At 69.7% G+C, this 26,398-nt stretch carries 28 protein-coding genes; 12 read left to right on the forward strand and 16 right to left on the reverse strand.

The window, feature by feature from the left end:
* Positions 1-193 precede the first annotated feature (193 nt).
* Positions 194-1,327 carry a M20 family metallopeptidase gene (locus tag ACIA73_RS35830; RefSeq protein WP_399443123.1) on the forward strand — a complete coding sequence of 378 codons (1,134 nt, stop codon included), beginning with the start codon at positions 194-196 and terminating at the stop codon, positions 1,325-1,327.
* Positions 1,324-1,971, forward strand: coding sequence for a hypothetical protein (locus tag ACIA73_RS35835; RefSeq protein ID WP_399443124.1), 648 nt, complete (start codon positions 1,324-1,326; stop codon positions 1,969-1,971). The genes ACIA73_RS35830 and ACIA73_RS35835 overlap by 4 nt, the downstream gene beginning before the upstream one ends.
* Before the next feature lie 240 nt (positions 1,972-2,211).
* Here the strand turns inward: ACIA73_RS35835 and ACIA73_RS35840 are convergent, their stop codons facing one another.
* The 6 genes from ACIA73_RS35840 to ACIA73_RS35865 form a co-directional block, all read right to left on the reverse strand.
* On the reverse strand, positions 2,212-2,868 hold the full coding sequence (locus tag ACIA73_RS35840; RefSeq protein ID WP_399443125.1) for a GPP34 family phosphoprotein: 657 nt from the start codon (positions 2,866-2,868) through the stop codon (positions 2,212-2,214).
* A gap of 43 nt (positions 2,869-2,911) precedes the next feature.
* On the reverse strand, positions 2,912-3,637 hold the full coding sequence (locus tag ACIA73_RS35845; RefSeq protein WP_399443126.1) for a DUF3159 domain-containing protein: 726 nt from the start codon (positions 3,635-3,637) through the stop codon (positions 2,912-2,914).
* A gap of 73 nt (positions 3,638-3,710) precedes the next feature.
* The gene (locus tag ACIA73_RS35850) at positions 3,711-5,681 is read right to left on the reverse strand and encodes an alpha/beta fold hydrolase (RefSeq protein WP_399443127.1); all 1,971 of its coding nucleotides are present in this window, start codon (positions 5,679-5,681) and stop codon (positions 3,711-3,713) included.
* Between the two features lie 171 nt (positions 5,682-5,852).
* Positions 5,853-6,482 (reverse strand): TetR/AcrR family transcriptional regulator, encoded by a 630-nt coding sequence (locus tag ACIA73_RS35855; protein ID WP_399443128.1) that lies wholly within the window; start codon positions 6,480-6,482, stop codon positions 5,853-5,855.
* Positions 6,483-6,972: 490 nt separating this feature from the next.
* Complete coding sequence (locus ACIA73_RS35860) at positions 6,973-7,569, reverse strand: dihydrofolate reductase family protein (protein ID WP_399443129.1); 597 nt, start codon at positions 7,567-7,569, stop codon at positions 6,973-6,975.
* A 71-nt stretch (positions 7,570-7,640) separates the two neighbouring features.
* Positions 7,641-8,354 (reverse strand): DUF998 domain-containing protein, encoded by a 714-nt coding sequence (locus ACIA73_RS35865; RefSeq protein ID WP_399443130.1) that lies wholly within the window; start codon positions 8,352-8,354, stop codon positions 7,641-7,643.
* A 169-nt stretch (positions 8,355-8,523) separates the two neighbouring features.
* Here ACIA73_RS35865 and ACIA73_RS35870 point away from each other — a divergent pair, with 169 nt between their 5' ends.
* Entirely contained in the window at positions 8,524-8,853 is a 330-nt protein-coding gene (locus ACIA73_RS35870) for a YciI family protein (protein WP_399443131.1), read from the forward strand.
* Entirely contained in the window at positions 8,850-10,943 is a 2,094-nt protein-coding gene (locus ACIA73_RS35875; RefSeq protein WP_399443132.1) for a DUF6596 domain-containing protein, read from the forward strand. Before ACIA73_RS35870 ends, ACIA73_RS35875 begins: the two co-directional genes overlap by 4 nt.
* Positions 10,944-11,031: 88 nt before the next feature.
* Here the strand turns inward: ACIA73_RS35875 and ACIA73_RS35880 are convergent, their stop codons facing one another.
* Positions 11,032-11,709: a response regulator gene (locus ACIA73_RS35880; protein ID WP_399443134.1), complete on the reverse strand. Its 678-nt coding sequence runs from the start codon at positions 11,707-11,709 to the stop codon at positions 11,032-11,034.
* Positions 11,710-12,894: a sensor histidine kinase gene (locus ACIA73_RS35885; RefSeq protein ID WP_399443135.1), complete on the reverse strand. Its 1,185-nt coding sequence runs from the start codon at positions 12,892-12,894 to the stop codon at positions 11,710-11,712.
* Positions 12,895-13,100: 206 nt separating this feature from the next.
* On the opposite strand from ACIA73_RS35885, the gene ACIA73_RS35890 reads away from it, so the two are divergent.
* Together ACIA73_RS35890 and ACIA73_RS35895 are read left to right on the forward strand one after the other, a co-directional pair.
* On the forward strand, positions 13,101-14,582 hold the full coding sequence (locus tag ACIA73_RS35890; RefSeq protein ID WP_399443136.1) for an alpha/beta hydrolase: 1,482 nt from the start codon (positions 13,101-13,103) through the stop codon (positions 14,580-14,582).
* 13 nt (positions 14,583-14,595) lie between these two features.
* Positions 14,596-15,249 carry a hypothetical protein gene (locus tag ACIA73_RS35895; protein ID WP_399443137.1) on the forward strand — a complete coding sequence of 218 codons (654 nt, stop codon included), beginning with the start codon at positions 14,596-14,598 and terminating at the stop codon, positions 15,247-15,249.
* A gap of 211 nt (positions 15,250-15,460) precedes the next feature.
* On the opposite strand, the gene ACIA73_RS35900 is transcribed toward ACIA73_RS35895, so the two are convergent.
* Both ACIA73_RS35900 and ACIA73_RS35905 read right to left on the reverse strand, forming a co-directional pair.
* Complete coding sequence (locus tag ACIA73_RS35900) at positions 15,461-15,634, reverse strand: hypothetical protein (RefSeq protein ID WP_399443138.1); 174 nt, start codon at positions 15,632-15,634, stop codon at positions 15,461-15,463.
* Between the two features lie 423 nt (positions 15,635-16,057).
* Positions 16,058-16,333: a winged helix-turn-helix transcriptional regulator gene (locus tag ACIA73_RS35905; protein ID WP_399443139.1), complete on the reverse strand. Its 276-nt coding sequence runs from the start codon at positions 16,331-16,333 to the stop codon at positions 16,058-16,060.
* Positions 16,334-16,435: 102 nt separating this feature from the next.
* Between ACIA73_RS35905 and ACIA73_RS35910 the strand changes: the two genes are divergently transcribed.
* From ACIA73_RS35910 to ACIA73_RS35920, 3 genes are all read left to right on the forward strand, one after another.
* Positions 16,436-16,999 carry a carboxymuconolactone decarboxylase family protein gene (locus tag ACIA73_RS35910; protein WP_399443140.1) on the forward strand — a complete coding sequence of 188 codons (564 nt, stop codon included), beginning with the start codon at positions 16,436-16,438 and terminating at the stop codon, positions 16,997-16,999.
* Positions 17,000-17,052: 53 nt separating this feature from the next.
* The gene (locus tag ACIA73_RS35915) at positions 17,053-17,346 is read left to right on the forward strand and encodes a DUF1330 domain-containing protein (RefSeq protein WP_399443141.1); all 294 of its coding nucleotides are present in this window, start codon (positions 17,053-17,055) and stop codon (positions 17,344-17,346) included.
* Between the two features lie 531 nt (positions 17,347-17,877).
* Positions 17,878-18,081, forward strand: a complete 204-nt coding sequence (locus tag ACIA73_RS35920; protein WP_399443142.1) for a hypothetical protein — start codon at positions 17,878-17,880, stop codon at positions 18,079-18,081.
* A 237-nt stretch (positions 18,082-18,318) separates the two neighbouring features.
* Here the strand turns inward: ACIA73_RS35920 and ACIA73_RS35925 are convergent, their stop codons facing one another.
* The 3 genes from ACIA73_RS35925 to ACIA73_RS35935 form a co-directional block, all read right to left on the reverse strand.
* Positions 18,319-18,891 carry a hypothetical protein gene (locus ACIA73_RS35925; RefSeq protein WP_399443143.1) on the reverse strand — a complete coding sequence of 191 codons (573 nt, stop codon included), beginning with the start codon at positions 18,889-18,891 and terminating at the stop codon, positions 18,319-18,321.
* The gene (locus tag ACIA73_RS35930) at positions 18,884-19,597 is read right to left on the reverse strand and encodes a hypothetical protein (RefSeq protein WP_399443145.1); all 714 of its coding nucleotides are present in this window, start codon (positions 19,595-19,597) and stop codon (positions 18,884-18,886) included. Before ACIA73_RS35930 ends, ACIA73_RS35925 begins: the two co-directional genes overlap by 8 nt.
* A gap of 595 nt (positions 19,598-20,192) precedes the next feature.
* The gene (locus tag ACIA73_RS35935) at positions 20,193-20,579 is read right to left on the reverse strand and encodes a nuclear transport factor 2 family protein (RefSeq protein ID WP_399443146.1); all 387 of its coding nucleotides are present in this window, start codon (positions 20,577-20,579) and stop codon (positions 20,193-20,195) included.
* 352 nt (positions 20,580-20,931) lie between these two features.
* Here ACIA73_RS35935 and ACIA73_RS35940 point away from each other — a divergent pair, with 352 nt between their 5' ends.
* Together ACIA73_RS35940 and ACIA73_RS35945 are read left to right on the forward strand one after the other, a co-directional pair.
* A complete protein-coding gene (locus ACIA73_RS35940) occupies positions 20,932-21,690 on the forward strand; it encodes an SDR family NAD(P)-dependent oxidoreductase (protein ID WP_399443147.1) in 759 nt (252 codons plus the stop codon).
* A gap of 77 nt (positions 21,691-21,767) precedes the next feature.
* Complete coding sequence (locus ACIA73_RS35945) at positions 21,768-22,808, forward strand: NAD(P)-dependent alcohol dehydrogenase (protein ID WP_399443199.1); 1,041 nt, start codon at positions 21,768-21,770, stop codon at positions 22,806-22,808.
* 162 nt (positions 22,809-22,970) lie between these two features.
* Here ACIA73_RS35945 and ACIA73_RS35950 read toward each other — a convergent pair whose 3' ends face one another.
* The 3 genes from ACIA73_RS35950 to ACIA73_RS35960 form a co-directional block, all read right to left on the reverse strand.
* On the reverse strand, positions 22,971-23,693 hold the full coding sequence (locus ACIA73_RS35950) for a dienelactone hydrolase family protein (protein WP_399443148.1): 723 nt from the start codon (positions 23,691-23,693) through the stop codon (positions 22,971-22,973).
* Positions 23,694-24,032: 339 nt separating this feature from the next.
* On the reverse strand, positions 24,033-24,407 hold the full coding sequence (locus ACIA73_RS35955; protein ID WP_399443149.1) for a hypothetical protein: 375 nt from the start codon (positions 24,405-24,407) through the stop codon (positions 24,033-24,035).
* 374 nt (positions 24,408-24,781) lie between these two features.
* On the reverse strand, positions 24,782-25,660 hold the full coding sequence (locus ACIA73_RS35960) for a DUF3626 domain-containing protein (RefSeq protein WP_399443150.1): 879 nt from the start codon (positions 25,658-25,660) through the stop codon (positions 24,782-24,784).
* A gap of 239 nt (positions 25,661-25,899) precedes the next feature.
* Between ACIA73_RS35960 and ACIA73_RS35965 the strand changes: the two genes are divergently transcribed.
* Positions 25,900-26,262: a hypothetical protein gene (locus tag ACIA73_RS35965; protein ID WP_399443151.1), complete on the forward strand. Its 363-nt coding sequence runs from the start codon at positions 25,900-25,902 to the stop codon at positions 26,260-26,262.
* The last annotated feature ends 136 nt before the right edge of the window (positions 26,263-26,398 follow it).

The following is a 26,398-nucleotide window of genomic DNA, read 5'->3' on the forward strand; positions in this document are numbered from 1 at the left end:
CCATTCCCCTGCCGCATGACTCTCATGCAATCCAGTCGCTGGTGGAATGTATCGCCTCGTCCTAGCGTCGACAGTGCGGCCGCACGCGAGCCGCTCCGATCACTCCGGGGGACCCCGACTCCCCTGCCCGACGAGGGGAAGTGCCGTGCTGAGCAGAGCAGTTGATACGGGAGAGACAGGCGCGTTAACGGCGATGCTCGCCGACCTGGAGACGCTGGTGTGCTGCGAGTCCTACTCGGCCGACCACACCGCACTCGCCCGGAGCGCCGAGGCGGTCGGCGCCCTGGGGACGAGGCTGCTGGGAACTGCACCCGAGAGCATCGTGATCGACGGGGTGACCCATCTGCGCTGGGTCTTCGGTACGGCACGGGTGCTGCTGGTGGGGCACCACGACACGGTGTGGCCGATGGGCTCGCTGGACGCCCGGCCGTGGAGGGTGGCCTCAGGGATCGCGAGGGGGCCCGGCGTGCTCGACATGAAGGCCGGTCTGGTGCAGATGTTTCACGCCCTGGCCTCCCTCCGCACCCTGGACGGGGTGTGCGTGCTGGTCAACGGGGACGAGGAAGTCGGCTCACCGACCTCGCGCGAACTGATCGAGGAGGCGGCGCGCAGGAGTGAGGCGGCGTTCGTGCTGGAGGCCTCCGGCGACCGGGGCGGGGCCTTGAAGACAGCACGCAAAGGGAACTCCCGCTACGCGGTGACCGTGCACGGACGGGCGGCGCATGCGGGTCTGGACCCCGAGAAGGGGGTCAACGCGGCGGTCGAGGCGGCACATCAAGTACTGGCCATCGCGGGAATCGGAGCGTCGGTGGCAGGAGGCGCAGGGGCGACCGGGATGACAGGGGGTACCGGGGCAACCGGCGGGGGCCCGGGCAGTTCGACCGTCACGCCCACCCTGCTGTCGGCCGGCAGCGCACCCAACACGGTGCCCGCACGGGCGACGATCGCGGTGGACGTACGCGTGCCCACCTCGGCCGCGCAGGATCACATCGACACGCTCCTACGGGGGCTGACGCCCCGCACACCCGGGGCCCGGCTGGAGATCCAGCACATCGGCGGACGGCCGCCCATGGAACCTGGAGCCTCCGTCGCACTCTTCGCCCTCGCGTCTCGGATCGCCCGGGAACTGGGCCAGCTTCCCCTGCGCGGGATCGCCGTCGGCGGTGTCTCGGACGGCAACTGCACGGCGTCCGTGGGCTGTCCGACGCTGGACGGGCTGGGAGCGGTGGGCGCGGGAGCTCACGCCGACGATGAATACGTGGAGGTTGCGAGCATGATCCCGCGGTCCCGGCTGCTGGGCGAACTGGTCACCAGGACCCTGCGATGACCCGCCCCGGACGCGCCCGTGTCGCACTGCTGCTCACAGTCGTCACCGCTGCACTGCTGACCGCCTGCACCGGAACCGACACCGATCAGGCCCGCACCGACTCCGCCCCGGCCACGCAACCGACCCCGGCCTCGCCCCCGGCTCCAGCCTCACCCCCACCCCCGTCTCCGACCGCCTCCCCGACACCGAGTACCGCCGCCGAGATCGCCGAAGCCGTCGCCAAGTGGTACACGTACGGAGGCGAGACGGCGATGATCAGACTGATCAAGGAAGCCCGGAACGCAGAATCCGCCCGCCCCCGCGAGGCATTCGAATTCGTGACCCTGGACTTCGGTGGCCTCAACGACGCGCTCAGCACGGCCCGGCTGATGGGTTCCCTCCCCGACCCCAAGACGCAGACGGCCTGGGCGGCCGCCATCGAGGATCTCGACGGGGCGGTGCGGGCGGCCCTGGATTCGGTGCCGAAGGACGGCAGAACGTTCCAGTCGCCCCAGGAGACCGGACAGTTGTTGCGGGGGTGGTCCACGCTCGACAAAGGGATCAAGAGCCTCAAGGCCACGCAGGCGCTGCTGAACCGGAGGTTCGGCCTGAAGCCGTCGGTGGACCCGTGGAAGGGGGAACTGTCGCCGTCAGGTGGATGGTGAGGCGAGATTCGTCCGCACGGACAGTCTGCCGCAGACGCCACAGCAGCACATGACAGTGCGGGTTCGCCCCCCGTCGGGTCCGCCGTGGGCTTCTGGCGCGGTGGCGGATGCCTACGCGATGTTGTCCACCGGAGAGCTCTCGCAGGGCCGCAACCGCGTCCGGGACCTCTCCAGCCCTGGTCGTGGACGGAGAGGTCCCTGACATCGTGGTGGGTGTCGATCCGGCAGGGGCGCCCGCCCTCAGGCTCCCCAGCCGCCGCCGACCGCCCTGCTCGACAGGTACGAGTCACGCAGGGCCTTGCGCAGGCCGGGGACGGCCTGCTCGTCGTAGTACGCGGCGAGTGCCTTGAGGGTCGGCTTGTGCTCCCGGCGCTCCTTGGAGGTGAACACGCTGGTCACCTCGGCCTCGGCCGCGAACACCGCCATCGCCAGCTCGTCGTCAGGAGTCGACGCCGGGCCCGTGTTCTTGAACACCGCCTCACGCACCCGCTGTTGGAGGGCCAGGACCTGCTGCGGATCCTGGACGTGGATCCGGTCGATGGGGAGGACTCCCAGCTTCTTCTCGTGCTCGACCGTGATCGCGCCCGTCGCGGCGAGCTGCGTGCGGACGGGCTTCTCGGCCGTGTGCGCCTTGTTGTGCACGAACGACAGCCAGCCCTTGGGCCTGTCCGCGGGCAGGTCGCGCCAGACGTCGGCGAGGAAGTCGTCGCCCTTCGGCTCCGTACCCGTCTGACGGACCTTGCGGCCCTGGACCTGCAGCAGTCCGGAGCGGGCCAGCTCGTGGAGGGCTGCGGCGCGCAGCAGCTGGCCCCGGCCCTGGAGGTTGGTGAGTTCGAACTTGCCCTTGTCCACGGTGTAGCAGAGCAGGTACAGCTGCTGCGGCAGTGTCGGTTGCACTTCCGGCCTCCGGGGGAGATTCGGTTCCGAGTGGTCAGCGTGGTCAGCTGGTGGGCGAAGGCCCGGGCTGGTGGCCGGCCTGAGGTCCGGCGTCCCGGTGAGCCTGCTGTTGGGCCTGGGCCTTCAGTCGTCGGCCCGACTGCCGGGCCGCCCAGACGACCACCAGGAGGGCCAGCGCGAGCAGCGGGTACCCCATGGCGATCCTGGCGAAGGCCAACCAGCCCGTGGAGTCCTCCTCGTACAGCCACTGCTGGACCACGAACCTGGCCGCGAACACGCCGGTGAGCGCGAGGGTGGCGATGTCGTAGTAGCGGACCGACGGCTTGTCCTTCAGCCAGGCGGTCCCGGTGCTGTTGAGCGCTCCCCAGACGATTCCGGCCAGCGGCCTGCGTACCAGGACGGAAAGGAGGAAGACCGCTCCGAGCGCGAGGCTCGACCAGATACCCAGCAGGAAGTACCCCTTGGCCGAGCCGGTCTTCCAGGCGACGAACGAGGCGACCGCGACACCGAACAGGCCGGACAGGGCGGGCTGTACGGGTTCCTTGCGGACCAGTCGCAGCACGGAGAGCGCGACGCCGACGCCGACGGCGGTAAAGATCGCGGGCATCAGGCCAAGAGCGGCGTTGGCGAGCACGAAGGCCACGATCGGCAGCATCGTGTAGACCATGCCCGTGGCGCCGCCCATCTGTTCCAGGGCGGTGGGCCTGGGCTTCGGGGACGTGGGGCCGGTGGGGCGGCTGGGGCTGGTGGGGTGTATCGGTTCAGTCATGGCGGGATCAACTCACTGAGTGGTGGGGGGGTGTGTCCGGCATGTGCTGACTGCTACTGCTGCGTACCGCCGGCTACTGCCGACCGGCGTGCTCTGCCGCGTCTCGGTCCGGGCCCGGGCGAGTGCCCAGGTGGCGGGCGAGGAAGTGGTCGGCCGCGCGGTACATGTCGATGTTGTTCTCGGGGTTCACGAAGCCGTGGCCCTCGTTGTCCTTGACCATGTACTCGACCGCGACGCCGCGGCTGCGGAGCGCATCGACGATCTGGTCGGACTCGGTCTGGGTGACGCGGACGTCGTTGCCGCCCTGGATCACCATCAGCGGAGTACGGATCGCGTCGACCCGGCTGATCGGCGAGCGGGCGAGCAGCTCCGCCTCCTGCGCGGGATCCTCGGGGTTCCCGGCGTAGAGGTACCAGTTGTTGTACAGCGACGGCTTCACGAACTCCGGCACGTTCCGCAGGAAGGTGACGAGGTTGGAGATGCCGCAGAAGTCGATCGCGGCGGCGAACACGTCCGGGGTGAAGGTGACGCCGACCAGGGTGGCGTAGCCGCCGTACGAGCCGCCGAAGATGCCGACGCGGTCGCGGTCGGCGTACCCCTCGGCGACGGCCCAGTCGACGGCGTCGATCAGGTCGTCGTGCATCTTGCCGGCCAGTTCGCCGACGCCGGCCTGGAGGAAGGTCTTTCCGAATCCGGTGGAGCCGCGGAAGTTCACCTGCAGCACGGCGCAGCCGCGGTTGGCGAGCAGTTGGGCCGTGGGGTCGAACCGCAGGCTGTCGCGGTGCCAGGGACCGCCGTGCACCAGCAGGACCAGGGGCAGCGCGCGCGGCTCGACTCCGCGGGGCAGAGTCAGGTACGAGGGGAGGCTCAGCCCGTCCCGCGCGGTGATCGTGACCGCGGTCATGGGGGCGAGGGTCTCGGGGCCCAGCTCCGGCAGGGGGCGGAACAGGAAGCGGCTTTCGCCGGTGGAGTGGTCGTAGAGGTAGGTGAGGCCCGGGTCGAGGGGGTCGCTGAAGCTGACGACCCAGCGTCGGCCGCTCGTGTCGCTGGAGACGGAGGCCAGTTCGCCCTCGGAGAGCTTCTGCAGGTTCTCCAGGACTGCGGCGAAGTGGGGGTCCAGGGCATGGATGACCTGGCGTTCACCGAGGTAGCGCACGCCGAGGAGGTTCCCGGTGCCGCGGTCGAGGATCAGCGGTTCGGGCATGGTGGGGAAGACGGTGGAGCGGGTGTCGAGGTCGAGGCCCGGGTGACGGTCGACCTCGGTCTGCGTGCCGGTGGCCAGGTCGAGCCGGGTGAGGCCGAGGTGGTCGGTGTCCCCGTAGGAGGCGATCCAGACGCCGGTGCCGTCCGGGGTGGGCTGGAACGGGTTGACTCCCAAGGGGTGTTCGGCGCCGTCGAAGGTGGCCACCGGGCGCAGCGTTCCCGAGTCCGGGTCCCACTGGGCGAAGTCGATCTTTCCGTCGGACGTCCAGGTCTGGGCGTACAGCTTCCCGTCCGGTGTCGGCAGGAGCCCGGCGAACTGGCCCGGGTTCTGCGCGACGACCGTCAGCTCGCCGGTAACGATGTCGATGTCGCAGAGGTCGAACTCGGCGGGACTGCGGTGGTTCAGGTGCACGGTCATCCTGCCCGGGCGGGCGGGCGTCGTCTCCCAGGCCACGGCGGTTGCCCCGGGGTAGGGGGTGAGGTCGAACGCGTCGGCGTCGGGATCGTCGAGGTCGACGCGGTAGACGTGCCAGTTCTCGTCGCCTTCGCCGTCCTGGGCGTACAGCAGCCACCGGGGGTCATCGGTCCAGCGGAAGGTGTGCACGCTGCGGTTGTCGTCGGCGGTGACGCAACGCGCGGGTTCTCCCATGTCGAGGCTCTCCACCCACACATTGAGCCGCTCGCGCCAGGGGGCGAGGTAGGCGATGCGGGTGCCGTCGGGCGAGATCGAGGCTGCGATGCGGGCGGGAGGGGCGAAGAAGTCCTCGACGGCAAGAAGGGGGAGGTCGTTCGGGAGGCCGTTCTGGGCATGGTTCGGCGTGTCGTTCGGAACAGTGGGCATGAGGACACTCCTTGTCGGATATGTGGTCCATTGGTCGATCTGCGTTCGCCCGGCAGGCAGCGGTGTCGGCCTCGCCGGCGCACGCTCACCCAAGGGCGGGGACACGGGGCGGCAGGGTTCGTGGTGCCGGGCGACAGGACTCGCGGCTGCGGGCGGCGGGGACCCGCGGTGTCAGGCGACGGGGTCTCCGACCACTCCCCCGGTGGCGGTGCGAATCGCCCGGGCGAAGCGTGCGGCAAGCTCCGGCACGTCGGAGAACTCGGTGAGGTCGGCGCCGGAGAGCACGGCCGCGCCGATGTGCTCGTCCAGCACCCGGATGACCGCTGCGGCTGCCGCGGCGTGCACCCGTACGTCGAGGTCGTCGTCGGGGCGGTCCATGCGGCCGCCGATGATGGACCGCATCTGGCGTTCCGTCTGGTCGCAGGCCATCAGCCAGGCCGTACGGAGCGCCGGTTCGGTGTCGGCGAGCCTGATCATCTTCATGGCGAGCATCTCGTCGGCCATGCTGACGGGCGGCGACCCGTGCCGGAGCCGGGTCAGCTCGTCGATGAGGTGCTCCTCCAGGGAACTCTCCCGGGGCCAACTGCGCATCACGCTCAGCAGGGTGACGACGCCCTGCATGACGATCGGTTCGGCACAGCTCTCCTTGCTGCGGAAGTGTCGCCAGATGGTCCGCGTGGACAGGCCCACCGCCTCGGCGATCTGGTCGCCGCCGGTGGCGGCCACGCCCTGCTCCCAGAACAGACGCGCCGCTTCCCGCGAGATCTCCAGCCGCAGCCGCTCACGCCGCTGGTCACTCATTCTTCCCGCGCTCCGCTTCGTCTCCGCCATGACGTCTCGCCGCCTCTCCAGTCACTGTCTTCAAACGACATTATGTCACTAAGTGACATGCGACAAGAGGGGTAGCACTATGGGCACACAGCAAGCACGAAAGACCCACAACACGCAGGAGTCGTGAGGCGCGAGTGTGGGTGACCCGCTCGCTCTCGACCAGGCGCAGGAACTCCCCCGCGTCCGGGCTCGCCATGACGACGATCCGCCCGCCGAGGGCGAGGACGGGGAAGCACAGCACGCCGACGTAGCTCGGGCGGCCCTCCAAGGAGTAGCCCATCCCCCAGGTGGCGAGCTCGACTGGTTGACGGTTGCAGCCCACCCACGATTCCCATGGCCCGCGTTGTCTCACGGCCGCTTCGATGAGGAGAGTTGATGTCCACCAGGCAACCCGGGTACGCCACAGTGCGGCCGGATGCCTTCCCGGCCGCACCGTGAGGGCCCCATTCCTGGGGGAGGGCTACCCCACGGCCACCGGTCGGTAGGTGCACACGTGTACGCCCGTGCTGCTGACCACCGTCGAGACCAGCTCAAGGGTGCGCAGCGCGCCGTCGGCCGGGTAGATCGTCTTTCCGCCGCCGAGCAGGACCGGCATGATCATGAGGCGCAGTTCGTCGACCAGTCCTTCGGCCAGGAGGGTGCGGGCGAGCGAGAGGCTGCCCATGACCACCAGGTCCCGGCCGTCGGTGTCGCGTAGCTTCCGGATCTGGTCGAGTGCCTGGTCGCGGGGTATGCGGGTGGTGTTGTTCCACGTCAGGTCGGCTTCGCCCAGGGTGCTGGAGACGACGTACTTGGCCACCGAGTTCATGTGGTCGGCGAAGGGGTCACCGGCCCGTTCGGGCCACGCCGCGGCCATGGTCTGCCAGGTGCGGCGTCCGAAGAGCAGCCCGTCGGTATCGGCGGCCCACTCGGCGAGGGCGCCGCCCATCACCTGCGGGTCGAAGAACGGGTGCGTCCAGCCGCCGTGGGCGAACCCTCCGTCGGTGTCCTCGTCAGGGCCGCCGGGGGCCTGCGCGACGCCGTCCAGGCTGACGAATTGACCCATCACAATGCGCATCGAACTGTCTCGCTTCCTCGTAAGTCGCTGGTCGTTCGGTTGTTGGTCGTGGAGTTTTGGGGCGGTGGCTCTCAGGCAGTGCGCCGGTAGTGCGCGGCTACGTACGCGAGCAGCATGAACATGGTGGTCGTGCCGATGGCCATGGTCAGCGCGCCCGCCTTGCCGCCGCTCATCGACCACGCGTCGCCCGCCAGCATCACCGTGGCGGCGACGCGGGAGACCACCGCGAGACGCTGGTTCCCGAGCCGGGAGAAGTGGCGGCCGAGCAGGTAACCCGCGGCGATCAGCGAGGCGAAGGTGATCGAGCCGGCGGCCATGTGTCCGTACGCGTGCCAGCTCATCGACTGCGGGATGCCCGCCGGTGTGCCCAGCGGGAAGGCGTCCGCCGGGTCCATCGTGAGCAGCCCGGCGGCGACCATGCCGACCCCGACCACCCGGACCAACCGTGGCACCGCGACACCACCGGCCGTCCCCCGCATGACCCGGCGCAGACCGGCCGCGCCCACCGTCGCCAGGATCCCGGCGATCACGAAATTAGTGATCTGCAGCCAGCCGAGCGTTCCGGTGGCCAACTGGCTGAGCGCGTGCCGGGTCGGGTCGAACCCCTCGCGGGTGAGTGCCTGGGCGACCGAGACGGCCACCCACAGGGGACCGGCGACGGCAGCGCAGGCGAGCAGTCGGCGGGTGCCGGTCGAGCCGCGCCGGGCAGCGGGGCGAGCCTGGTCGGCGGCAGCTGCCGCTGTGGTGGTGGCGGTGACGTGCGGGCGGCGGGTGCTGGTGGTCACGACGGGCTCCTTCGAAGGGCGGGCTGGCCTCGGATGTGTTCCGTGGGGCTCGCACCAACGTCGATCCACTGATACAAGAGGGAATCGGCGAATTCCCTGTCACATCGTCGGTACGACGTGTCAGTACGCCCCGGCGATCCGGCCGGGCGGAACAAGCGGGAGAGACACCATGCGCTACCTGATGACGACCAAGGCCTCGGAGACGGCGAAGGCCCCTGACGACAAGCTCTTCGCCGAGATGGGCGCCTTCATTGAGGAGCTGAGCGCCGCAGGTGCGCTGCTCGCCACCGGCGGGCTCGAACCGGGCGGTGTCCGGCTGGTCTCCGAGGGCGGCGACATCACTGTCACGGACGGCCCGTTCGCCGAGTCCAAGGAGGCCGTCGTCGGCTTCGCCCTCATCGAGGTCCGCTCCAAGGAGGAGGCGGTGGAACTGGGCCGCCGGTTCCGGAAGATCGTCGGTGACGGCGAGAGCGTGATCCAGCAGGTCTTCGGTCCGTGACGGACGTCCACCGGACGGTCGACGCGATCTGGAAGATGGAGTCGGCCCGTATCGTCGCCGCGCTCACCCGCATGGTGCGCGACGTCGGCGTGGCCGAGGAGTTGGCTCAGGACGCGTTGGTCGCGGCGCTGGAGCGGTGGCCCGAGTCCGGGATCCCGGAAAATCCGGGTGCCTGGCTCACCACCGTCGCCAAGCGCCGCGCCGTCGACCACATCCGCCGCGACCGGCGCCTGGCCGAGCACGGCGAGACGCTCGCGCACGAGCTGGCCGAGCGGCAGCGGCTCGACGGTGAGGGCGACGGCGGCGTCGACCACGCTCTCGAATCCGCCGAGTCCACGGAATCCGATCCGACCGACCCTGCCTCCGGGCAGGACGACGTACTGCGGCTGATGTTCGTCTCCTGCCACTCGGTCCTGCCGACCGAGGCGCGCGTCGCCCTGACCCTGCGGCTGCTCGGCGGACTCACCGCGTCCGAGATCGCCCGCGCGTTCCTCACCGCCGAGCCGCTGATCGCCCGCCGTATCGCCACGGCGAAGCGCACGCTCGCCGAGGAGCGGGTGCCGTTCGAACTCCCGGACGGCGGCGAGCTGACCGAACGCCTCGCCTCCGTCCTGGAGGTCGTCTACCTGATCTTCAACGAGGGCTACTCGGCGTCCTCGGGCGACGACCTGACGCGGCCCGGCCTGTGCCTGGAGGCGCTGCGGCTGGGACGCCTGCTCGCCCGGTCGGTACCCGGCGAGGCGGAAGTACACGGCCTGGTGGCGCTCATGGAGGTCCAGGCCTCCCGCACGGCGGCCCGCACCGGCCCTGCCGGCGAACCGGTTCCGCTGCACATGCAGAACCGGGGACGCTGGGACCCTCTGCTCATCCGGCGCGGCTTCGAGGCGATGCTGCGGGCTCGCGCGGCCGGCACGCCCGGCCAGCCGGGCCCCTACGTACTGCAGGCCGCGATCGCCGTCTGCCACGCCCAGGCGCGCACCGCCGAGGAGACCGACTGGGTACGGATCTCCGGACTGTACGCCGCCCTCGCCCGCCTCCTGCCCACCGCTGTGGTGCGGCTCAACCAGGCGGTCGCGGTGGGCATGGCCGACGGCCCCGCAGCCGGCCTCGCCCTCGTCGACACGCTCACCCCTGACCCCGCGCTGCGTGATTACCACCTGCTCCCCGGCGTACGCGGCGACCTGCTGCTTCGCCTGGGGCGCGGCGAAGAAGCCCGACGCGAGTTCGAGCGCGCGGCGCTGCTGACCCACAACGCCGCCGAACGCGCGTACCTGACGCGCCGTGCCGAGGCGATCCCGGCCGGGGACGCGTCCACGCCGACGTTCGGGAAGGCCATCGACGCGTTTATGGCCCAGGGCCGGCTCGCACCGGCGACGGCCCGCTCCTACGGACAGACCTTGTGGCGGCTGCGGCTGGCCCTGGGAGTGGGGATGCCGCTCACCTCAGTGACGGCCGATCAGATCGCCGGTGCCTTCCGTCTCTCGTGGAACGGCGTGGCGGCGTCCACCTGGAACCGGCACCGCGCCGCCGTACGGGCGTTCGGGGCGTGGGCGCACACCCCGGACCTCGACGCGGCCATCCCCCAGCGGACGCCCCGGTCCCGCCCCGCACAGACACCCGTACCTGCCCCTGCTCCGCCAGGAACTGCGTGGCCTGGCGAGGTGGAAGCCTCGTTGCGGGAACGCACCCTGTGGATGCTGCTGCACGAGTCGGGCTCCACCGTCACAGCCTTGCTGGCCCTCAACGTCCAGGACCTGGATCTGCCGGAGCGACGAGCCCGCCGTGCGGACCGGCGGCCGGACCGGCGCGGCGCGTGGATCACCTGGCGATCGAAAACGGCCGCGCTCCTGTCCGAACTCCTGGACGGCCGCACCCAGGGCCCGGTGTTCCTCACCGACCGGCGCCCGGGTCCGGCACGGGCGGGCATCCTGGACGCGTCCGACGTCTGCCCGCAGAGCGGCCGCGGGCGACTGTCCTACGAACGCGCCGAGTTCCTGTGCAAGTCAGCAACGGGCCTCGCACTGCGCCAGCTGCGGGACTGGGAAGGGGACGGGGAAGCGGACAGAGGCGGGGACAGCACCGAACGCTGAGAAACCGAGGCGGAGCGCAGGTCGAGGTCCCGGAATCACGGAAGTACGGAAGTACGGAAATTCAGCGTGCCGTGGGGCGTGCAGCCGCTCATTCCTCCGCGTCCCGGACCAGGAGTGCGATTTGCACCCGGTTCTCCAACATCAGCTTGGCGAACAGGTGGCCTGTGTGCGCCTTGACGGTCGCGACACTGATGTGGAGCCGCTCGGCGATCTCCGGGTTGCCCAGACCGTCGGCGATGGCCCGGGCGGTGTCGAGTTCCCGTTCGGTCAGCGCGGACAGCTGTTTCCGCGCGGCTTCTCGGAACGAACGACGAGCCTCAGCGGACTGCGGGCCCGTGGCGGCGGCGATCACCCGTGCCGTGGCCGCCGGGGACAACACGGGGTTTCCGGCGGCGACGGTCCGCACCGCGTCGAGAATCCGCGCCGGCGGGGTGTCCTTCAGGACGAATCCGAGGGCACCGGCGCGCAGCGCGCCGAGCACCAGATCGTCGGAGTCGAATGTGGTCAGCATGAGGACACGCGGCGGCGTCGGCCGGGTGAGGAGTTCCCGGGTCGTGCTGAGACCGTCCCGGCCGGGCATCCGGATGTCCATCAGCACGACGTCCGGCCGCTGTTCGTCCACCACGGTGATCGCGGCGTCTCCGTCGGCAGCCTCCGCGACGACGGTCAGGTCTGGTTCGCCGTCGATGACGAGTCGTAGTGCAAAACGCACCAGTTGATCGTCGTCGACGATGACGACACGCACCGGGTCCCGCTCGCTGTCCACTCAGCTTCTCTCTTCGTGGTCGTGGTTCGGCCAGGGTAGGTGGGCGGTGAGGAGGTATCCGCCGTCGTGCGTGGAGTGGTGGGTGAGTTCTCCGCCGACGAGGGTGACGCGTTCGGAGAGGCCGAGCAGTCCGAATCCCGATGAAGGCGGTGGGTTGGTCGCCGTGGTGGCCGGGGAATTGTGGACGCTCACGTGCAGTTCATCGCCGGCGGTTCCTTCGAGGGTGAGGTGCACGGTGGCGCCCGGGGCGTGTTTCGCGGCGTTGGTCAGTGCTTCCTGGAGGACCCGGTAGCAGGTTCGTCCCACGACGTCGGACGGTTTTCCCCTCACCGCGGTGGTGAGCGTGACGTCCAGTCCGGAAGTGCGGGCGTCGGCCACCAGCTCCGGGACGCGGTCGAGGGAGGGCTGTGGCGGTTCCGGGGCGTCCGGGTCGGCGCGGAGGACACCGAGGACGTCTCGTAGCTCTTCCAGCGCTTGATGGGAGCCGTCGGCGATGCCACGGATCAACGTGCGGTTCTCCTCAGGGGTGAGGTTGCGGCGGTGGTCCAGCACTCCGGCCTGCATGGCGACCAGGGAGATCCGGTGCGCGAGCACGTCGTGCATCTCCCGGGCGACATGGTTCCGTTCCAGGGCCCGTGCCTGTGCTTCCCGTGCACGCTGTTCCCGTTCCGCGCTCTCTGCCCGCGCTCGCAAGGACCGCACCTCGACGCGCCGGGCGCCGATGGCCACGCCCATGGCCACCGCGATGCCCGCGCTCAGTGCCGGCAGGGCGAGTTGGAGCCATACCGGGCCGGACGGGCTCTTGATCGGGTAGAGCACGAGGGTGAGTTGCGACGCGGCCACATAGACACACGCGGCAACTCCGATCTCCGCCGGACGGCGACGAGTGGACATCGAGCACAGAGCCAGAAGCGCGGCACCGACGGCGAGGGCCGACGTGCCCGAGGCGACGGCGACCACCATGGCGACGGCAAGCGGAAACCGTCGCCGCCACAGGAGAACCGTCAGGCAGCCGAGAGCCACCAGCGGATCACCGGTGACCAACCAGGAACACGTGTCGGCCGCGCACCCCCGCGGCAGCACCGCAGCGGTGGAGAGCCAGAAGGGAATACCCAGTGCCGCGGCTGCCACCAGCCGCCATGTCTGCTGCCACCCCGCGAGCCGTGGCACGGCGTCCCTGTTCATCCGGTCATTGTCGCCAATTCCCTGCGGACGGTGCAGCCCCGGGGCCACTCCCGCCCTGGCCCGGAGTCGTAGCACCGACTCGACTTTGGTCGAAGGCGGGTCGAGCCGTTGGGCCGATGTGACCGTGCCGCCGGGCGAACAGACTCGTATCCGTCGCCCGGCCGTTCCGGCACGCACCCCCGCGAGCCCCCTCAGGAGGACACCAGATGCGCAAAACCCTGTCTCTCGCCCTCGCCGCCACCGCGATGGCAACGGTCACACTTCCCGGATCGCCTGCGGTGGCGACTACGGATACGGTGACGGCCGCGCCAGGCTCCCCGCAGTGGGGGCCGTGTCCGCAGAAGGCCGGATCGAAGAGCGCCGACGCGTCCCGGCTTGAGTGCGCGACGCTCGACGTCCCGCTGGACTACCGCGATCCCGACGGCCGGCAGATCGAGATCGCCATCTCCCGTCTGGCGAGCAAGGACCCTTCGAAGCGCCGCGGCGTGCTGCTGACCAACCCGGGCGGCCCCGGTGGTTCCGGGCTCGACTACCCTGCCCTCCTCGCCGGCGCCAGGCTGCCGAAGGACGTCCTCGATTCCTACGACGTGATCGGCTTCGACCCGCGGGGCGTGGGCCGCAGCACTCCGGTCACCTGCAACCTGACGCCGCAGCAGCAGGCCCGCGGAAACTTCCCGCCGTACGCGCACTCCGCGGCCGACGTCACCAAGGAAGCCCCGTACGCGCGCACCATCGCCGAACAGTGCGCGACGTCGCGCACCGCGTGGATGCTGCCGCACACCACCACCGCGAACACCGCACGCGACATGGACCGGATCCGGGTGGCGCTGGGCGAGCCAAGGGCCTCGTACTTCGGTTCCTCGTACGGCAGCTACCTCGGAGCGGTGTACACGACGCTGTTCCCCGAGCGCAGCGACCGGATCGTGCTCGACAGCAACATGGGCACCGGGGGCTACGACCTGGCGAACTTCCGTTTGCTGGGCCTCGGCATGGAGGACCGGTTTCCGGACTTCGCCGCCTACGCGGCCCGGCACCCCACGTACGGTCTGGGCACCACACCGAAGCAGGTGACCTCCAAGTTCTTCGAACTCGCGCAGCGGCTGGACGCCAAACCGGTCGGCGGCATCGACGGCACGCTGTTCCGTGGGGTGACGTTCGATCGCCTCTACGTCGAGGGACTCATGCCCCAACTGGCCAAGGAATGGCAGGCGCTGGACGCGGGCACACCGCTACCGGCTCCGCCGCCGGTCCCGGAGAACTTCCTGGCCGGCCACTTCTACGTAACCTGCGGTGACTCGCGCTGGCCCGGCAAGGTCCGGGACTACCAGCGCAATGCCGCGATCGACCGGCGCAAGTACCCGATGCTGGGCGGCACCACCGGAAACATCAAGCCCTGCGCCTTCTGGCCGGACCACCGCGCCGAGCCTCCGGTACGGATCGGCGACCGAGGGCCGTCGAACGTACTGATGGTGCAGAACGAACGCGACCCGGGGACCCCTCTGGCCGGCGCCATGCGGCTGCGGCGGGCATTCGGCGACCGGGCCACGTTGGTGACCGCCGACCAGGGCGGGCACGGCGTCTACCCGTTCGGCCTCAACACGTGCGCCAACAACACCGCGACAGCGTTCCTGACCACCGGACAGCTCCCGGCGAAGGACCGCGTCTGCGCGGCGGAGCCGAACAAGTAAGGAGAGCGAACACATGATCAAGGAGTGGCGGCAGCGTCGTGCCCTCCAGCGGGTCATGCCCGGGGACGGACGAGAGTTGCAGCATTTCCGCTGGTGGCAGCTGCCCTTCCGGGCGCTGTTGCACCTGCGGCTGACGGGCGACGACGCCCGCCGGACGCTCTACACCGTCGACGTCAGGCACTGGCAGAACCAGTCGTCCGGCAAGGTCAAAGCCCACCTGTACCGCGACGGCAGGCTGCACGCCGTGTCCGGGCTTCCAGCCGTGTTCCGCGTCCCCGGCGGCACCGTCGAAGTGAGGATGAGCGGATTCGGCCTCAAGCGCTGTCATTACGTCACCGATGAAGGCCGCGAGGTGCAGCTGACCCCGGACCCCGACTCCGCCGAGGGGCGCCGAGCGCGCCTCGACCGCGCACACCCCGCGCTGAGCCGCGCCCTCGGCCTCCTCTCACTGGGCGTACTCGTCGCCGCCCTGGTGGTCCTCGTCCCACAGCTCGCCGAACAACTCACCAAGTCCGAGGGCATCGCCCAGCACACCGGGACCTTCACCTCACCGATCGACGTGCCGAAGTGGGGCAACATCGCGATCGGCGTCGCCACCTTGGCGGCCAGCACAGAACGGGCACTGCGACTGCGCCACAGCCTCCTGCTGGACGGCGCGGCGGGCTGATCCGCGCAGCCACCCGAGGTGCCGCCACCTCGGCGGCCGGAGGACCGAAGCCGGTGCGCAACACGCCGGTGGCCGGCAGTTCCACCCAGGCCCTGGCCGGCCGCTCCAAGGCGCTGCGGCTTCTCCCCCGTGGGAGGGACGGATGGACCGGCAACGCCACTTCCGGCACCGCCGGCTGCCAGGACCACCAGCACTGCACGCATCCGGTCTGTCAGGTGGTGTATCGCTGCCAGAACTTGACGGCACCCTTGGGACTGTTCGCCGAGTTGGACTTGTGCGGCACCAGGCAGAGGTAGTGCTTGCCGTGGAGGGTGGTGCGGTCGATCACCGCGGACCGGCCCACGAGAGGGTGCGCTCGCGGGACCTCCAGGACGAGCACCCTCACGGCACCGGTGCTGCGGAGACTGGACCCGGTCAGGCCTTGCCGACGGCGGACACCACGAGAAAGGAATCGGTTTCGAGCTCCATCACCACGGTGGCCGCCACCCCTTTGCTCTGCTGGGCAGCAGCGAAATCCTCCGCACGCCAGTTCGCCCAGGGAGAGTCGGCGGGGAAAGAGCCAAGAATTTTTTCGTCTCCGCCGCCATGACAGCTCGGGTTGCCTCAGATGGCGAGGTGGGCGCGGGCGTCCCGGCCGCAGTGCTGCTCCTGGTGCTGTCCCTCGCCGGCGAACGGCTGGTCGGTAAGAGTTCGCGCGGACAGGTGTGGGGTGAGCCTCTGCAGCGAGGCGGCACCGGTCCCGAAGAACAGGGACTCGCGACACTCTGTGACCGCTGGAGAGACCGTGCCCGTTCCTCCGTCGCGGCCGTCAGTCCGCCTCCTTGGGCTGCCAGCCGGCGGCCCAGTCATCGAGCTGAGAAAGGGATTCTCGCAGGGACCTGCCCTGTTCAGTGAGCAGGTATCCCTCACCAGTGTTCTCGACGAGGTCGGCCTGTCCGAGCTCGCGAAGTCTGTCTGCCAGGACGCTTGAGGAGACGCCGCCGCATCGTTGCTGGAGCTGTCGGAAGGTGGGAGAGGAGCCGTCTCGCAGCTCCCACAGGACCCGCAGCGCCCAGCGTCGACCCAAGAGGTCCAGGAGCGCCATGATCGGGCGCCCCGTGTGCGAGCCGCGGACCCGTCGGCCTGGGAGTGGTGTTGGTCCCGTCATTTGCTTCCCTTTCCAAAGCACCAATGCTACCGTCTCGCCATGCCTCTGAAATCGAAGCAGCCACGCATCGAGCCGCTCTCTCCGCCCTATGGCAAGGGAGCCGGCGAGGCCCTTGAGCTCCTCGGGCATTCACCCATCCAGCTGTTCCGGGTATGGGCCCGCCGGCCCGAGCTCGCCCGCTCCATCGCGGGCTGGGGAAGCTACTACTTCTCTCGGCGCTCCGCTCTCACTCTGCGCCAGCGCGAGCTGGTCATCGACCGGACCACCGCGCTGTGTGGCGCCGACTACGAATGGGCCGTGCACGTCGCGCACTTCGCCGAGAAGGCGGGACTCGACGCGGCGCAGCTCGTGTCCCTCGCGAGGGGAAGGCCGACGGACGGCTGCTGGCACACCACCGACCGCGCCGTACTCGAAGCCGTCGACGAGCTGCATGCAACCTCTGACTTGTCCGATGGCACCTGGGCGAACCTGGTCGCTGTCGCCGATGAGGACGCCGCACTCGATCTGGTCTTGATCTGCGGTTGGTACCACGCCATCTCGTTCGCCGTCAGGGCGCTCCGCCTGCCCCTTGAGCCCGGCACCGAGCCGATCTCCGCACTCTGATCCAAGCCAGATGCACTCATTCCCACACTGGAGTTCCAACACTGGAGGTTCCTATGCCCAAGGGCTACTGGGTCAGCGTCTACCGCACCATTTCCGATCCCGAGAAGCTGGCCGCTTACAACAAGCTGGCCCGTCTGGCCGTCGAGCCCGAGGGCGGCCGGACCTTCGTCGTCGGCGGCCGGGTCGTGGCGTACGAGGCCGGAATCGCCGAACGCACCGTCCTGGTCGAGTTCGACAGCTTCAAGCAGGCCGTTGCGACGCGCGAGAGTACGGCCTATCAGGAGGCGCTCGCCGCCCTCGCCGACGGCGTCGAGCGCGACTTCCGCATCGTCGAAGGCATCGACTGACCCAGGCCCGGTCGGAGCCTGCACTCCCGCACCACCAGAGGCCGAAGGCTCTCCACGAATGCCTGGACGTCAGCCGCGAGCGGCAGGGCTGCGCCGGCGTCGGTGTCGGTGTCGGTGTCGGTGTCGAACCAGGTCAGACGGCTCCCCCGATGCACCGTAGGCCCGGTGGTCGAGCAGGAGCCTGCGTGGGCACCAGCCGGGCGGCGGGAGGCAGCGGCTTCCGGAGCTGCCGGCCGAGAGGAAGCAATGCCGTATGTCCACGTTTCCTGTCGCGGTCAACCTCGCTGACAAGCTTGCCCAGTTCAGAGCCTGTGTCTAAACCCCGGTCGGATCAGCGAACGTCGTCTGGTGCGTGCGATCGCAAGGCGCTGGAAGGTCCTCGCTGGGGTCTCCCCTGCTCGAACGAAGTTGAGAGCTCGGGGAAGGAGCTACTAGGGCATTTCGGCAACGCCGCGAGCGTGCGTGCCAGGCGGCGGGCGCCCGGCCGGGGTTTAGACACAGGCTCTCAGCGACTTGTGGTCGCAGAAGAAGGTGGCCGAGCTCAACGACTACGAGGTGAAGCTCGCGAAGCTGAAGGGTGAGTTCGTCCGGCACAGCCGTGAGAGCACCGATGAACTGTTCTTGGTCATCAGCGGGCGGCTCACCATCCAGCTCAGGGATGACGATGTGGTGGTGGGTCCCCGGCGAGTTGTTCGTGGTTCCCCGAGGTGTCGAGCACTGCCCTGTGGCGGATGAAGAGACCGCCATCCTGCTGTTCGAACCGGCTGGAACGATCAACACCGGTAACGCAGGGGGGGGCCGATGACCAAAGCAGCCGAGACCTTCGATCAGGGGCTGTGATCAGTTGCTGGGCAGCATCCTCCGGCGTGGCGTTGGTCCCCTTCGGTGTCGGGGCCAACGCCCGGAGCTCCGGGTGGGCGATCAGCTGCCCGGGCCCCCGCACCGCCCGGGTGCCGTTGGGGAGCCCTGCCCTCACCCGGTACGCCGCCTGCGCCGGTAGTACGCGACTGCCACGACCGCGAGCAGGGGGCCCCAGAGGAGCAGCGGCGCGTACGCGAGGGTCATGACCCACCACTTGCCGCCGCCAGGGGCGTCCGGTGCGCCCATGTTCTCGGCGTTCCCCCACTCCCCCGCCCCCTGCACGGTGACGAACGTGACCGCGGCCGCCCCCAGCAGCGCCGGCACCGTCGCCAGCAGTACCGGTATCCGCCGTCCTCCCAGTCCCGGCACCCACGCGGGGAGCACTTCGCCCCACCGGTGCACAAGTCCCAGGGTGAGCAGCGCAAGCAGTTCCGCGAACAGACTCAGCCCGATCAGGTAGAAGGAGCCCGCCCCTGAAAAGTTCGCCGGTCCGAGCGGCCCGTCGAACCCCGAGTCCCACCCGAAGGCGATGGCGACCCGCCACAGCCCCGTCGGCAGCACCGCGAGCGCCGCGGCATGCGCCGCCCACCTGATGCCCCGCGCGACCTCGGGGCTTCGGGGTGCCCCGGGCACCTGGGCCCGCGCACCGGCTCCGCGCCGCACCCCGTCCAGTACGTCAGCCACGATGCCCCTCCGCTCCACCGTTCGCCACCTTCGCCGACGCCTGTACCGGAGCCTTCGGGGTCTTCCGCAGGTCCGCGTGCACGACCTTGAACCCACCCGTCCGTACGGTCGTGAACGGTGCGGGCGCCATGCAGGGCCCCACCTTCCCGAGGGTCACCTCGCCCTTTTCGTCCAGCACTTCGGGGTCGATGTTCACGGCCCCCCACGAGAACCCGAGCCGGTCCTTCTCCCGCTTGCCCCTGTCACCCTGCTGCACGCTGAATCCGAGGCGCTGCCCAGCCTTGAACGCGGCCCCGTCCGTGGTGATGACGGCGGTGAGCGTCGCCGTTCTGCCACTGGTCACGAGGCAGTCCACCCGCGCCTCGGCCTTCATGGGCTCGGGCATCCCCGCCGCTCCGTGACTGAACTTCACGATGCCCGTGGCATCGGTCGCAATGCCGGTGGGAATGCCAGGCACCGGCCGCGAGAAGGGCTTCGACTCGGCGTGCACGGTGAAGCGAATGTCGTCTTCGAGCGACTCGATGTAGTCGATCCGCCCCGCCCCGTGCACACTCGCGGTCACCGGAGCCGTCCCGCCCGCAGCCTTCGCGGCACCGGGCTTCCCGGGGCCGTGCTTCCCGGGGCCGCTCGCGCCGTGCCCCACCCCCATCAACGCGGTGAGCATCACCGCAGCCGCCCCAGCAGCACCCATCATCTCCACACGCACGACAAACTCCTCTGTCAGTGTCAGCAGGGCCGCTCAGGGCCTCGCACCCCGGGCCGCTCGCGGCTTCTCCCGGCCGCTCACCGCCCCTTCAGGAACGGCTCCAGCCTCGCCCGCCACCCCCACCCCCGCCCATCCGCCGATCGGCAGAACTCCCGCCCCGACTCACCGCCCGACCTCTACCGATCGGCATACTCCGCGGCCCGCACCCCGCCCGTACGCTGCCGCCATGTCACCCCCAACCACCCCGCCCTCCCCGCCGCTTCCCCTACGTCGGCACGTACCTGCGCCAGACCGAGACCCGCCGCCACAAGGCCGTCACCCAGGCGGTTCTGGCCCCAGAACGCATCGGGAAGGCCGGTCTGAGCGCCATGGACCGCACCATCCAGATGCTGCATGGCCCGGGACAGGCCGCCACCACCGCGCTACCGGGCCCGGACCAACTCCCCGCCCTGAGAAGGAGACAGCCGCCCGAAACGAGTGACCCGTACCCGCACCTGGTGCTGTGACCGAACAGGTTCGCCGAGGTCGTCGTCGTGGCGGCCGGTTGCGCGGTGACGTCCGGTTCGGGAGAAGGGCGGCACCGGCGGAGAATGGCTCAGGAGGCGGACGGCTCGATCTCCCCCGCGAAGACGATGACCTGGTCGATGAGGCTCCGCCGCAGGTGGACGACGTCCGTTCCCGCCAGGCGGGGGCCGCCGTCCGGCGTCGTGAAGACCCACTGGTACCGGGCCCACTCGTCCGGCATGTCCACCCCCGAACAGCGCACCATCGTGCCGGTCCCGGCGGGGTGGCGCCGGAGGTCCAGCACGAACCGCTCGACCGCCTCGATCCCCTCACTGCGGCCCAACGGCCCCCAGAAGACCACGTCCGAAGTGAGGGCCTGGGAGAGCAGCGCAGTCACATAGCTGTCGTCCGAGGCGTTGAACGCGGAGATGAACGTGTCGATCGCGGACCGCGCGGTCTCTTCCTGCTCTTCGGGCATGCACCAGTAATACCAGTCGCCTCGCGGACCGCGCGCGTCCCGTGAGCCGTCTCCCGAGCACGGTGAACCATCCCGGTCACAGCACGAGCGAGCAAATGGGATATTTCGAGCAGTACAGTCGGAATCATGGAGACACAAGAGGGCCGCGGGATTCGAAAGTGGGTTTCGACGGGACCACCGTCGAAGCCCTCGGCGACCCTGTGGCCGTCTCCCGTACATAGCGGGCGTACGGTTCCGGATCGCACCCGGCGCGACCACCCCTCTCCCCCGAGCTGATCGACGCGGCGTTCGCGGCTCCGGCCGCCGAACCCGCACCCGCACCACCCCCCAGCAAGTGAAACCAGGTACCACCATGAGCAGCGCCCCCGAATTCGCCCGCAAGACCGCCCTGGTCACCGGCGCGGCCTCCGGCATCGGCCTCGAAGTCGCCCGCCGCCTCGCCGAGGGCGGAGCGGCTGTCGTCGTCGCCGACTACAACGAGCAGGGCGCGAAGGACACCGCCGAGTCCCTCGTCGCGGCCGGTGGCAATGCCGCAGCGGTCCGCGTGGACGTCACCGACCCGGAGTCGGTGCGCGCCGCCGTCGACTTCACCTTCCAGAAGTTCGGCGGCCTGCACCTGGCCGTCAACAACGCCGGGATCGCCGGAGCCACCGCCCCCACCGGCGAGTACGGCATCGAGGACTGGCAGCGCGTCATCGACACCAACCTCAACGGCGTCTTCTACTCCCTGCGCTACGAACTCCCGCTGATCCTCGCCTCCGGCGGCGGCTCGGTCGTGAACATGTCCTCGATCCTCGGCAGCAACGGCTTCGCCGGCTCGGCCGCCTACTCCGCGGCCAAGCACGCGGTCGTCGGCCTGACCAAGACCGCAGCCGTCGAGTACGCGTCCCGGGGCGTCCGCGTCAACGCCGTAGCCCCCGGCTTCATCGACACCCCGCTCCTGAAGGGCGGCGACGAGGCCACACGCGAGCACCTGATCTCCCTCCACCCGCAGGGGCGCCTCGGCACCGCGGAAGAGGTCGCCGAACTCACCCTCTTCCTGCTCTCCGACCGCGCCTCGTTCGTCAACGGCAGCTACCACCTCGTCGACGGCGGCTACGCGGCCCGCTGACCGCGCGCGTCCCAGCACGCACCACGTACCCACCCTCCCCCGCAGGCTTCAAGAAAGCAGCACCCATGTCCGCTCAGATGAAAGCAGTCCAGTACCGCGCCGTCGGCGCGGCCCCCGAAGTCGTCACCATCGACCGCCCCGAGCCGGGCCCCGGCCAGGTGCTACTGAAGGTGACCGCCGCGGGCGTCTGCCACTCCGACATCGCCGTCATGAGCTGGCCCGCCGAGGCACTGCCCTTCCCCCTGCCGCTCACTCTCGGCCACGAGGGCGCGGGCACGGTCGCCGCGCTCGGCGAGGGCGTCACCGCCTTCGGCGTCGGCGATTCCGTCGTCGTGTACGGGCCGTGGGGCTGCGGCAGCTGCCTGCTGTGTGCGCAGGGCAAGGAGAACTACTGTCTGCGCGCCGCCGAACTCGGCATCCGTCCGCCCGGGTTGGGCGCACCGGGCGCACTCGCCGAGTACATGATCGTGGACGACCCCCGGCACCTCGTTCCGCTGGGCGACCTCGACCCGGTCACCGCGGTGCCGCTCACGGACGCGGGCCTGACCCCGTACCACGCGATCAAGACCTCGCTGCCGAAGCTGACTCCCGGCAGCACGGCGGTCGTCATCGGCACCGGAGGCCTCGGCCACCTCGCCATCCAGCTGCTGCGCGCGCTGACTCCGGCCCGGGTGATCGCCCTGGACGTCACGGAGGAGAAGCTGGACCTGGCCCGCAAGGTCGGGGCGCACGAGGGCGTCCTGTCCGACGAGCACGCGGCGGCCAAGATCCGCGAACTCACGGCGGGCCTGGGCGCGCAGGCCGTCTTCGACTTCGTCGGCGCGCCGCCCACCGTCGCCACCGCGTCGGCCTGCGCGGGGGTGGAGGCCGACGTCACGATCGTCGGTATCGGCGGAGGCGCGGCCCCCGTCGGCTTCGGGTCGGTCCCGTACGACGCGGCTTTCCGCGCCCCGTACTGGGGTTCGCGCTCCGAGCTGATCGAGGTGCTCGACCTGGCGCGTGCGGGCGTGCTCGATGTACATGTCGAGACGTACACGCTGGACCAGGCCCCCGAGGTGTACGAGCGTCTGCACGCGGGCCGCGTCAACGGCCGCGCCGTGCTTCTGCCCAACGGCTGACGTCGTCCGCTACGACCGGCTGCTCCCGTTCCGTACGACGTGACGGGGGCAGGAGTGGGTCTGGGCGGAGGGAAGGGGAGTGCCGCGGGCCCGCCCGTGTGTACTGCCTGACCAGCGGGCGTATTCGGTCCGGGTTGGAGTGAGCACCACTGGCCGTGATGATCACTCTGTTACGGGCAGGCATTCGGCAAGCAGGTTGACGATGTCGCGCCAGGCTCGCTGTGCGTGCTGTGGGTGGTAGCCGACGCCCGGGGGTGTGGCGTGGTCGACCGTTGGATGGTGGAAGCCGTGCAGGGCCCCGCCGTAGACCACGCAGCGCCAGTCGACGCCCGCGTCCCGCATCTCGGCGGTGAACGCTTCCCGTTGCGCGGGCGGCATGATCGGGTCTTCCGATCCGACCCCCACCCACACAGGGCAGCGCATGCGTGCCGCCTCGCCCGGTCGGCCCGTGGTCAGTGCGTTGACCGTACCGATCGCGCGCAAGTCGACTCCGTCGCGCCCGAGTTCCAGCGCAATCGCTCCTCCGGTGCCGTAGCCGATTGCGGCGACCTGGTCGAGGTCGGCCCGGGGTTCGGCGCGCAGCACCTCAAGTGCCGCATGGCCGATGGCCCGCATCCGGTCGGGGTCTGCGAGCAGCGGCATGCAACGAGCCAGCATCTCCTCGGGGTTGTCCAAGTAGCGCCCGCCGTGGAGGTCGAAGGCAAGCGCCACGTATCCCAGCTCGGCCAGGGCATCAGCGCGGCGGCGCTCGACGTCGCTGAGACCCATCCCCTCAGGCCCGATCAGGACTGCGGGTGCACGATCTGCACCGGCGGGGAGCGCGAGGTGGCCGATCATCGCGAGACCATCGGCCGGGTAGGCGACCGTGCGTGTGGTGATCGTCATGAGGCTGGACCGTAGTGGCGGTCGGGCCGGGTCGGGCAGGTGTTCACCGTCGGCAGAAGGTGGTCCGGCGCGGCTGCACGAGGATCGCGTCGGCTGCGTGCGCATCCGCGGTAAGCCGTCACGTCCGTTGCTCCAGGCGCCAGGTCACGCTGAGTCGGTCGATCAGGTCGATCAGGTCGATCAAGGTCGCGTGTGACCGAGTGTCCCCCAGGCCAACGGTTGCGGGACCCCGGGCGGCGGTGAGGGGCGCACCCGTGCCGGGGCGGATTTCCTCGCCGGCGCAGTGATAGGCCCCCGACGAATTCTGTCGGGGGACCGACTTTCAGATGCTCGCCGGGATCAGCTCTCCGAGAAGTTGCTTCCGGAGATGCACGGGCCGGACGGCGGATTCCAGCACAGGTGCAAGTAGTACCTGGTCGATCCCGTGATGTCGTACGTCTTGTAGGCGCCACACGCCGCGTCGCCGCCATCAGTGATCGTAAAGACGGTTGCTCCTGTGCTGTACTTCTTCAGCTTTCCTACGACACCGTGACCATCAACGTTGGTGTCGCACACTCTGAACTTGTCGCCGCTGTCGACGAACTCCATGAATCCGCGACCGTTCAGCGTCACAGAGCGGTCAGCCGCATAGGCTGATGTGGACAGCGTCACCACGGTGCCCAGGGCAACGGCCCCCACAGCGGCCGAACGGATCAGGTTCTTCCCAAATCGCATAGCGGTCTCTCCCCTTCGGTTGTGAAGGAAAGCAGCCTGTTCGGCTGCCGCGGCCGACTATTGCGCACCGCGCGCCGCACGAGCAACGGGTGGAAAGCATTCCGATTGAAACCCTTCGGTGCGCAAGCGGAAACGCGCCAATTCCCGCTGCACCTGGGCTTGTTATCGAATGCACAATGCCGGACCGGCACCAGTACCGGGACTGAAGGAACTCCGGTATCCGAACGCTCGTGGTGACGCCTTCGGCCGGAATGTGCGGCAGTGACCGCAGTGGCAGGCGCCCCCGTGCCCTGGGCTTCGGGTTCACGCCGCCATCGGGAGGCCTTGGGGAGGACGGCTCCGCTGCGGCCGGGAGCTCTGCGCGGGCGTGGCTCTCAACCTTGCCAGGGTGGGGCGGGCCGTGCTGAGGCTGATCCGGGCGGTGTCCCGAACCGTGCCAGACAGTGCCACACCTTCTTGAGGGACTGCGGGTCATGGTGTCCGGTGCGGGCAGCGTCTCCGATGACCCGGGGGTTGAGGATCCCGTCGACGGCGACCTCGGCTCCCAGGTCGACGTACTCCTGCCCTCGGAAGTCGGGGTGGCGTCGCAGTTCTTCGACGGAGAGCTGGAGTCCTGGATGCCATTCGATCGGACATGGCAGGCGGCGGGCTGCCACTTCCACCGGCGTTTGCCTGTACGACGGATCCAGGACCAGGGCTTCCACATGGTGCTCCAGCACCAGTGGTCCATGGATTTGTGCCTCGATGTAGTCGTCCAGCGCGTCTTGATCGTCAACCGCAGCCAGGTCGATGAGAGACATGCTGGTGGCGACCCCGAAAGCCGTTGGCTGGAGGAAGCTGTCCGGGTAGCAGAACGTGGCTCGTGGGAGAGTTTCGGCGGTCAGCCGAAAGTGCGCGGAGCCGAATCGTGGCGCGGCCCCGTGGGGCTTGTGCCGGAAGTTCAGTGCGCCGTAGACAGGCCGCTCGTGGGAAGGCGCGTGGTCATAGGCACCGTTGAAGATCCGGTTCTCCCAGCGCCATCGGTCCCCGCCCGGGTGGGCGGTCAGACCGCCGTTGCTCGTTCCGGTGACGAACTGCGAGTGGTAAACGCCGTCCCTTGCCAGCGCGAGCAGGACGGGCCGGTCGTGCACCATGCGGTCCGGGTGAAAGTTCAGGGTCACTCGCAGCGCGGGGTCCACGGGAGGGCCGGATGACAGCGACGCGACATGACAGAGGGCCTGCTCCTGCGGTGAACGGCCTGTGTCTGGCTTCATCGGCGCAGTGTGCCCGAACTCGATCAAGTGGTGCACCCGGATTGACCGGGCGGACGGCATCGGCATGCGACGGGGAGGGAAGTCGCTCGACGCAGGGGCCGTCATGGCCGAATGCGGCCGCTGCCCCGGAGACGGGCTCGGCCTGCAGAACGGTCGAGCGCGTGAACACGCCGGCCCGCCGAAGGTGAGGGGCCGGGCACAGTCGGAGCAGGGAGCCACTGCTCCGATACGGTGAGGGGATGACCGAGAGCCTGCCTGACGACGTCGCCGACGTGCTCGCGGCGGTGCTGTGCTCGGACATTCCGGTTCATGCCGCGCTGCGGGCGCAGGTTCCGCACCTCAGCGTGCGAGATCGCTGCACATGCGGGTGCGGTACCGCCTACTTCGCACTCGACACCAGCGAGGTTGAGCCTGCACCGACCGGCCCCGGCACCGTCGTGGCGGGCGAAGCTCAGCTCGTCACCGAGGCCGGTGCGTGCTGCGGCGAGGTCCTGGCCTTCGCGCAGGGCGGCTACTTGTCGTGGCTGGAAGTCTGCTCATGGAGCGACGACACCGAGGTGACCCTGGCCGCCGCACGGCACTGGCTGCATCCACGCCCTTGATGACGACGAGTACGCCGGAGCAGGGGAAGAGCGGGCCGGAAGGGTGGCGTGCACATCACTTGTCACCTCGACGGCTCGCAACCGGCGCAGCACGGGTGTGTGTCCAAGGCGGCCGGCAACCCGCGCCGCGCGGGAC

It is taken from the genome of Streptomyces sp. NPDC051561, assembly GCF_044454195.1.
Taxonomy (GTDB): Bacteria; Actinomycetota; Actinomycetes; order Streptomycetales; family Streptomycetaceae; genus Streptomyces.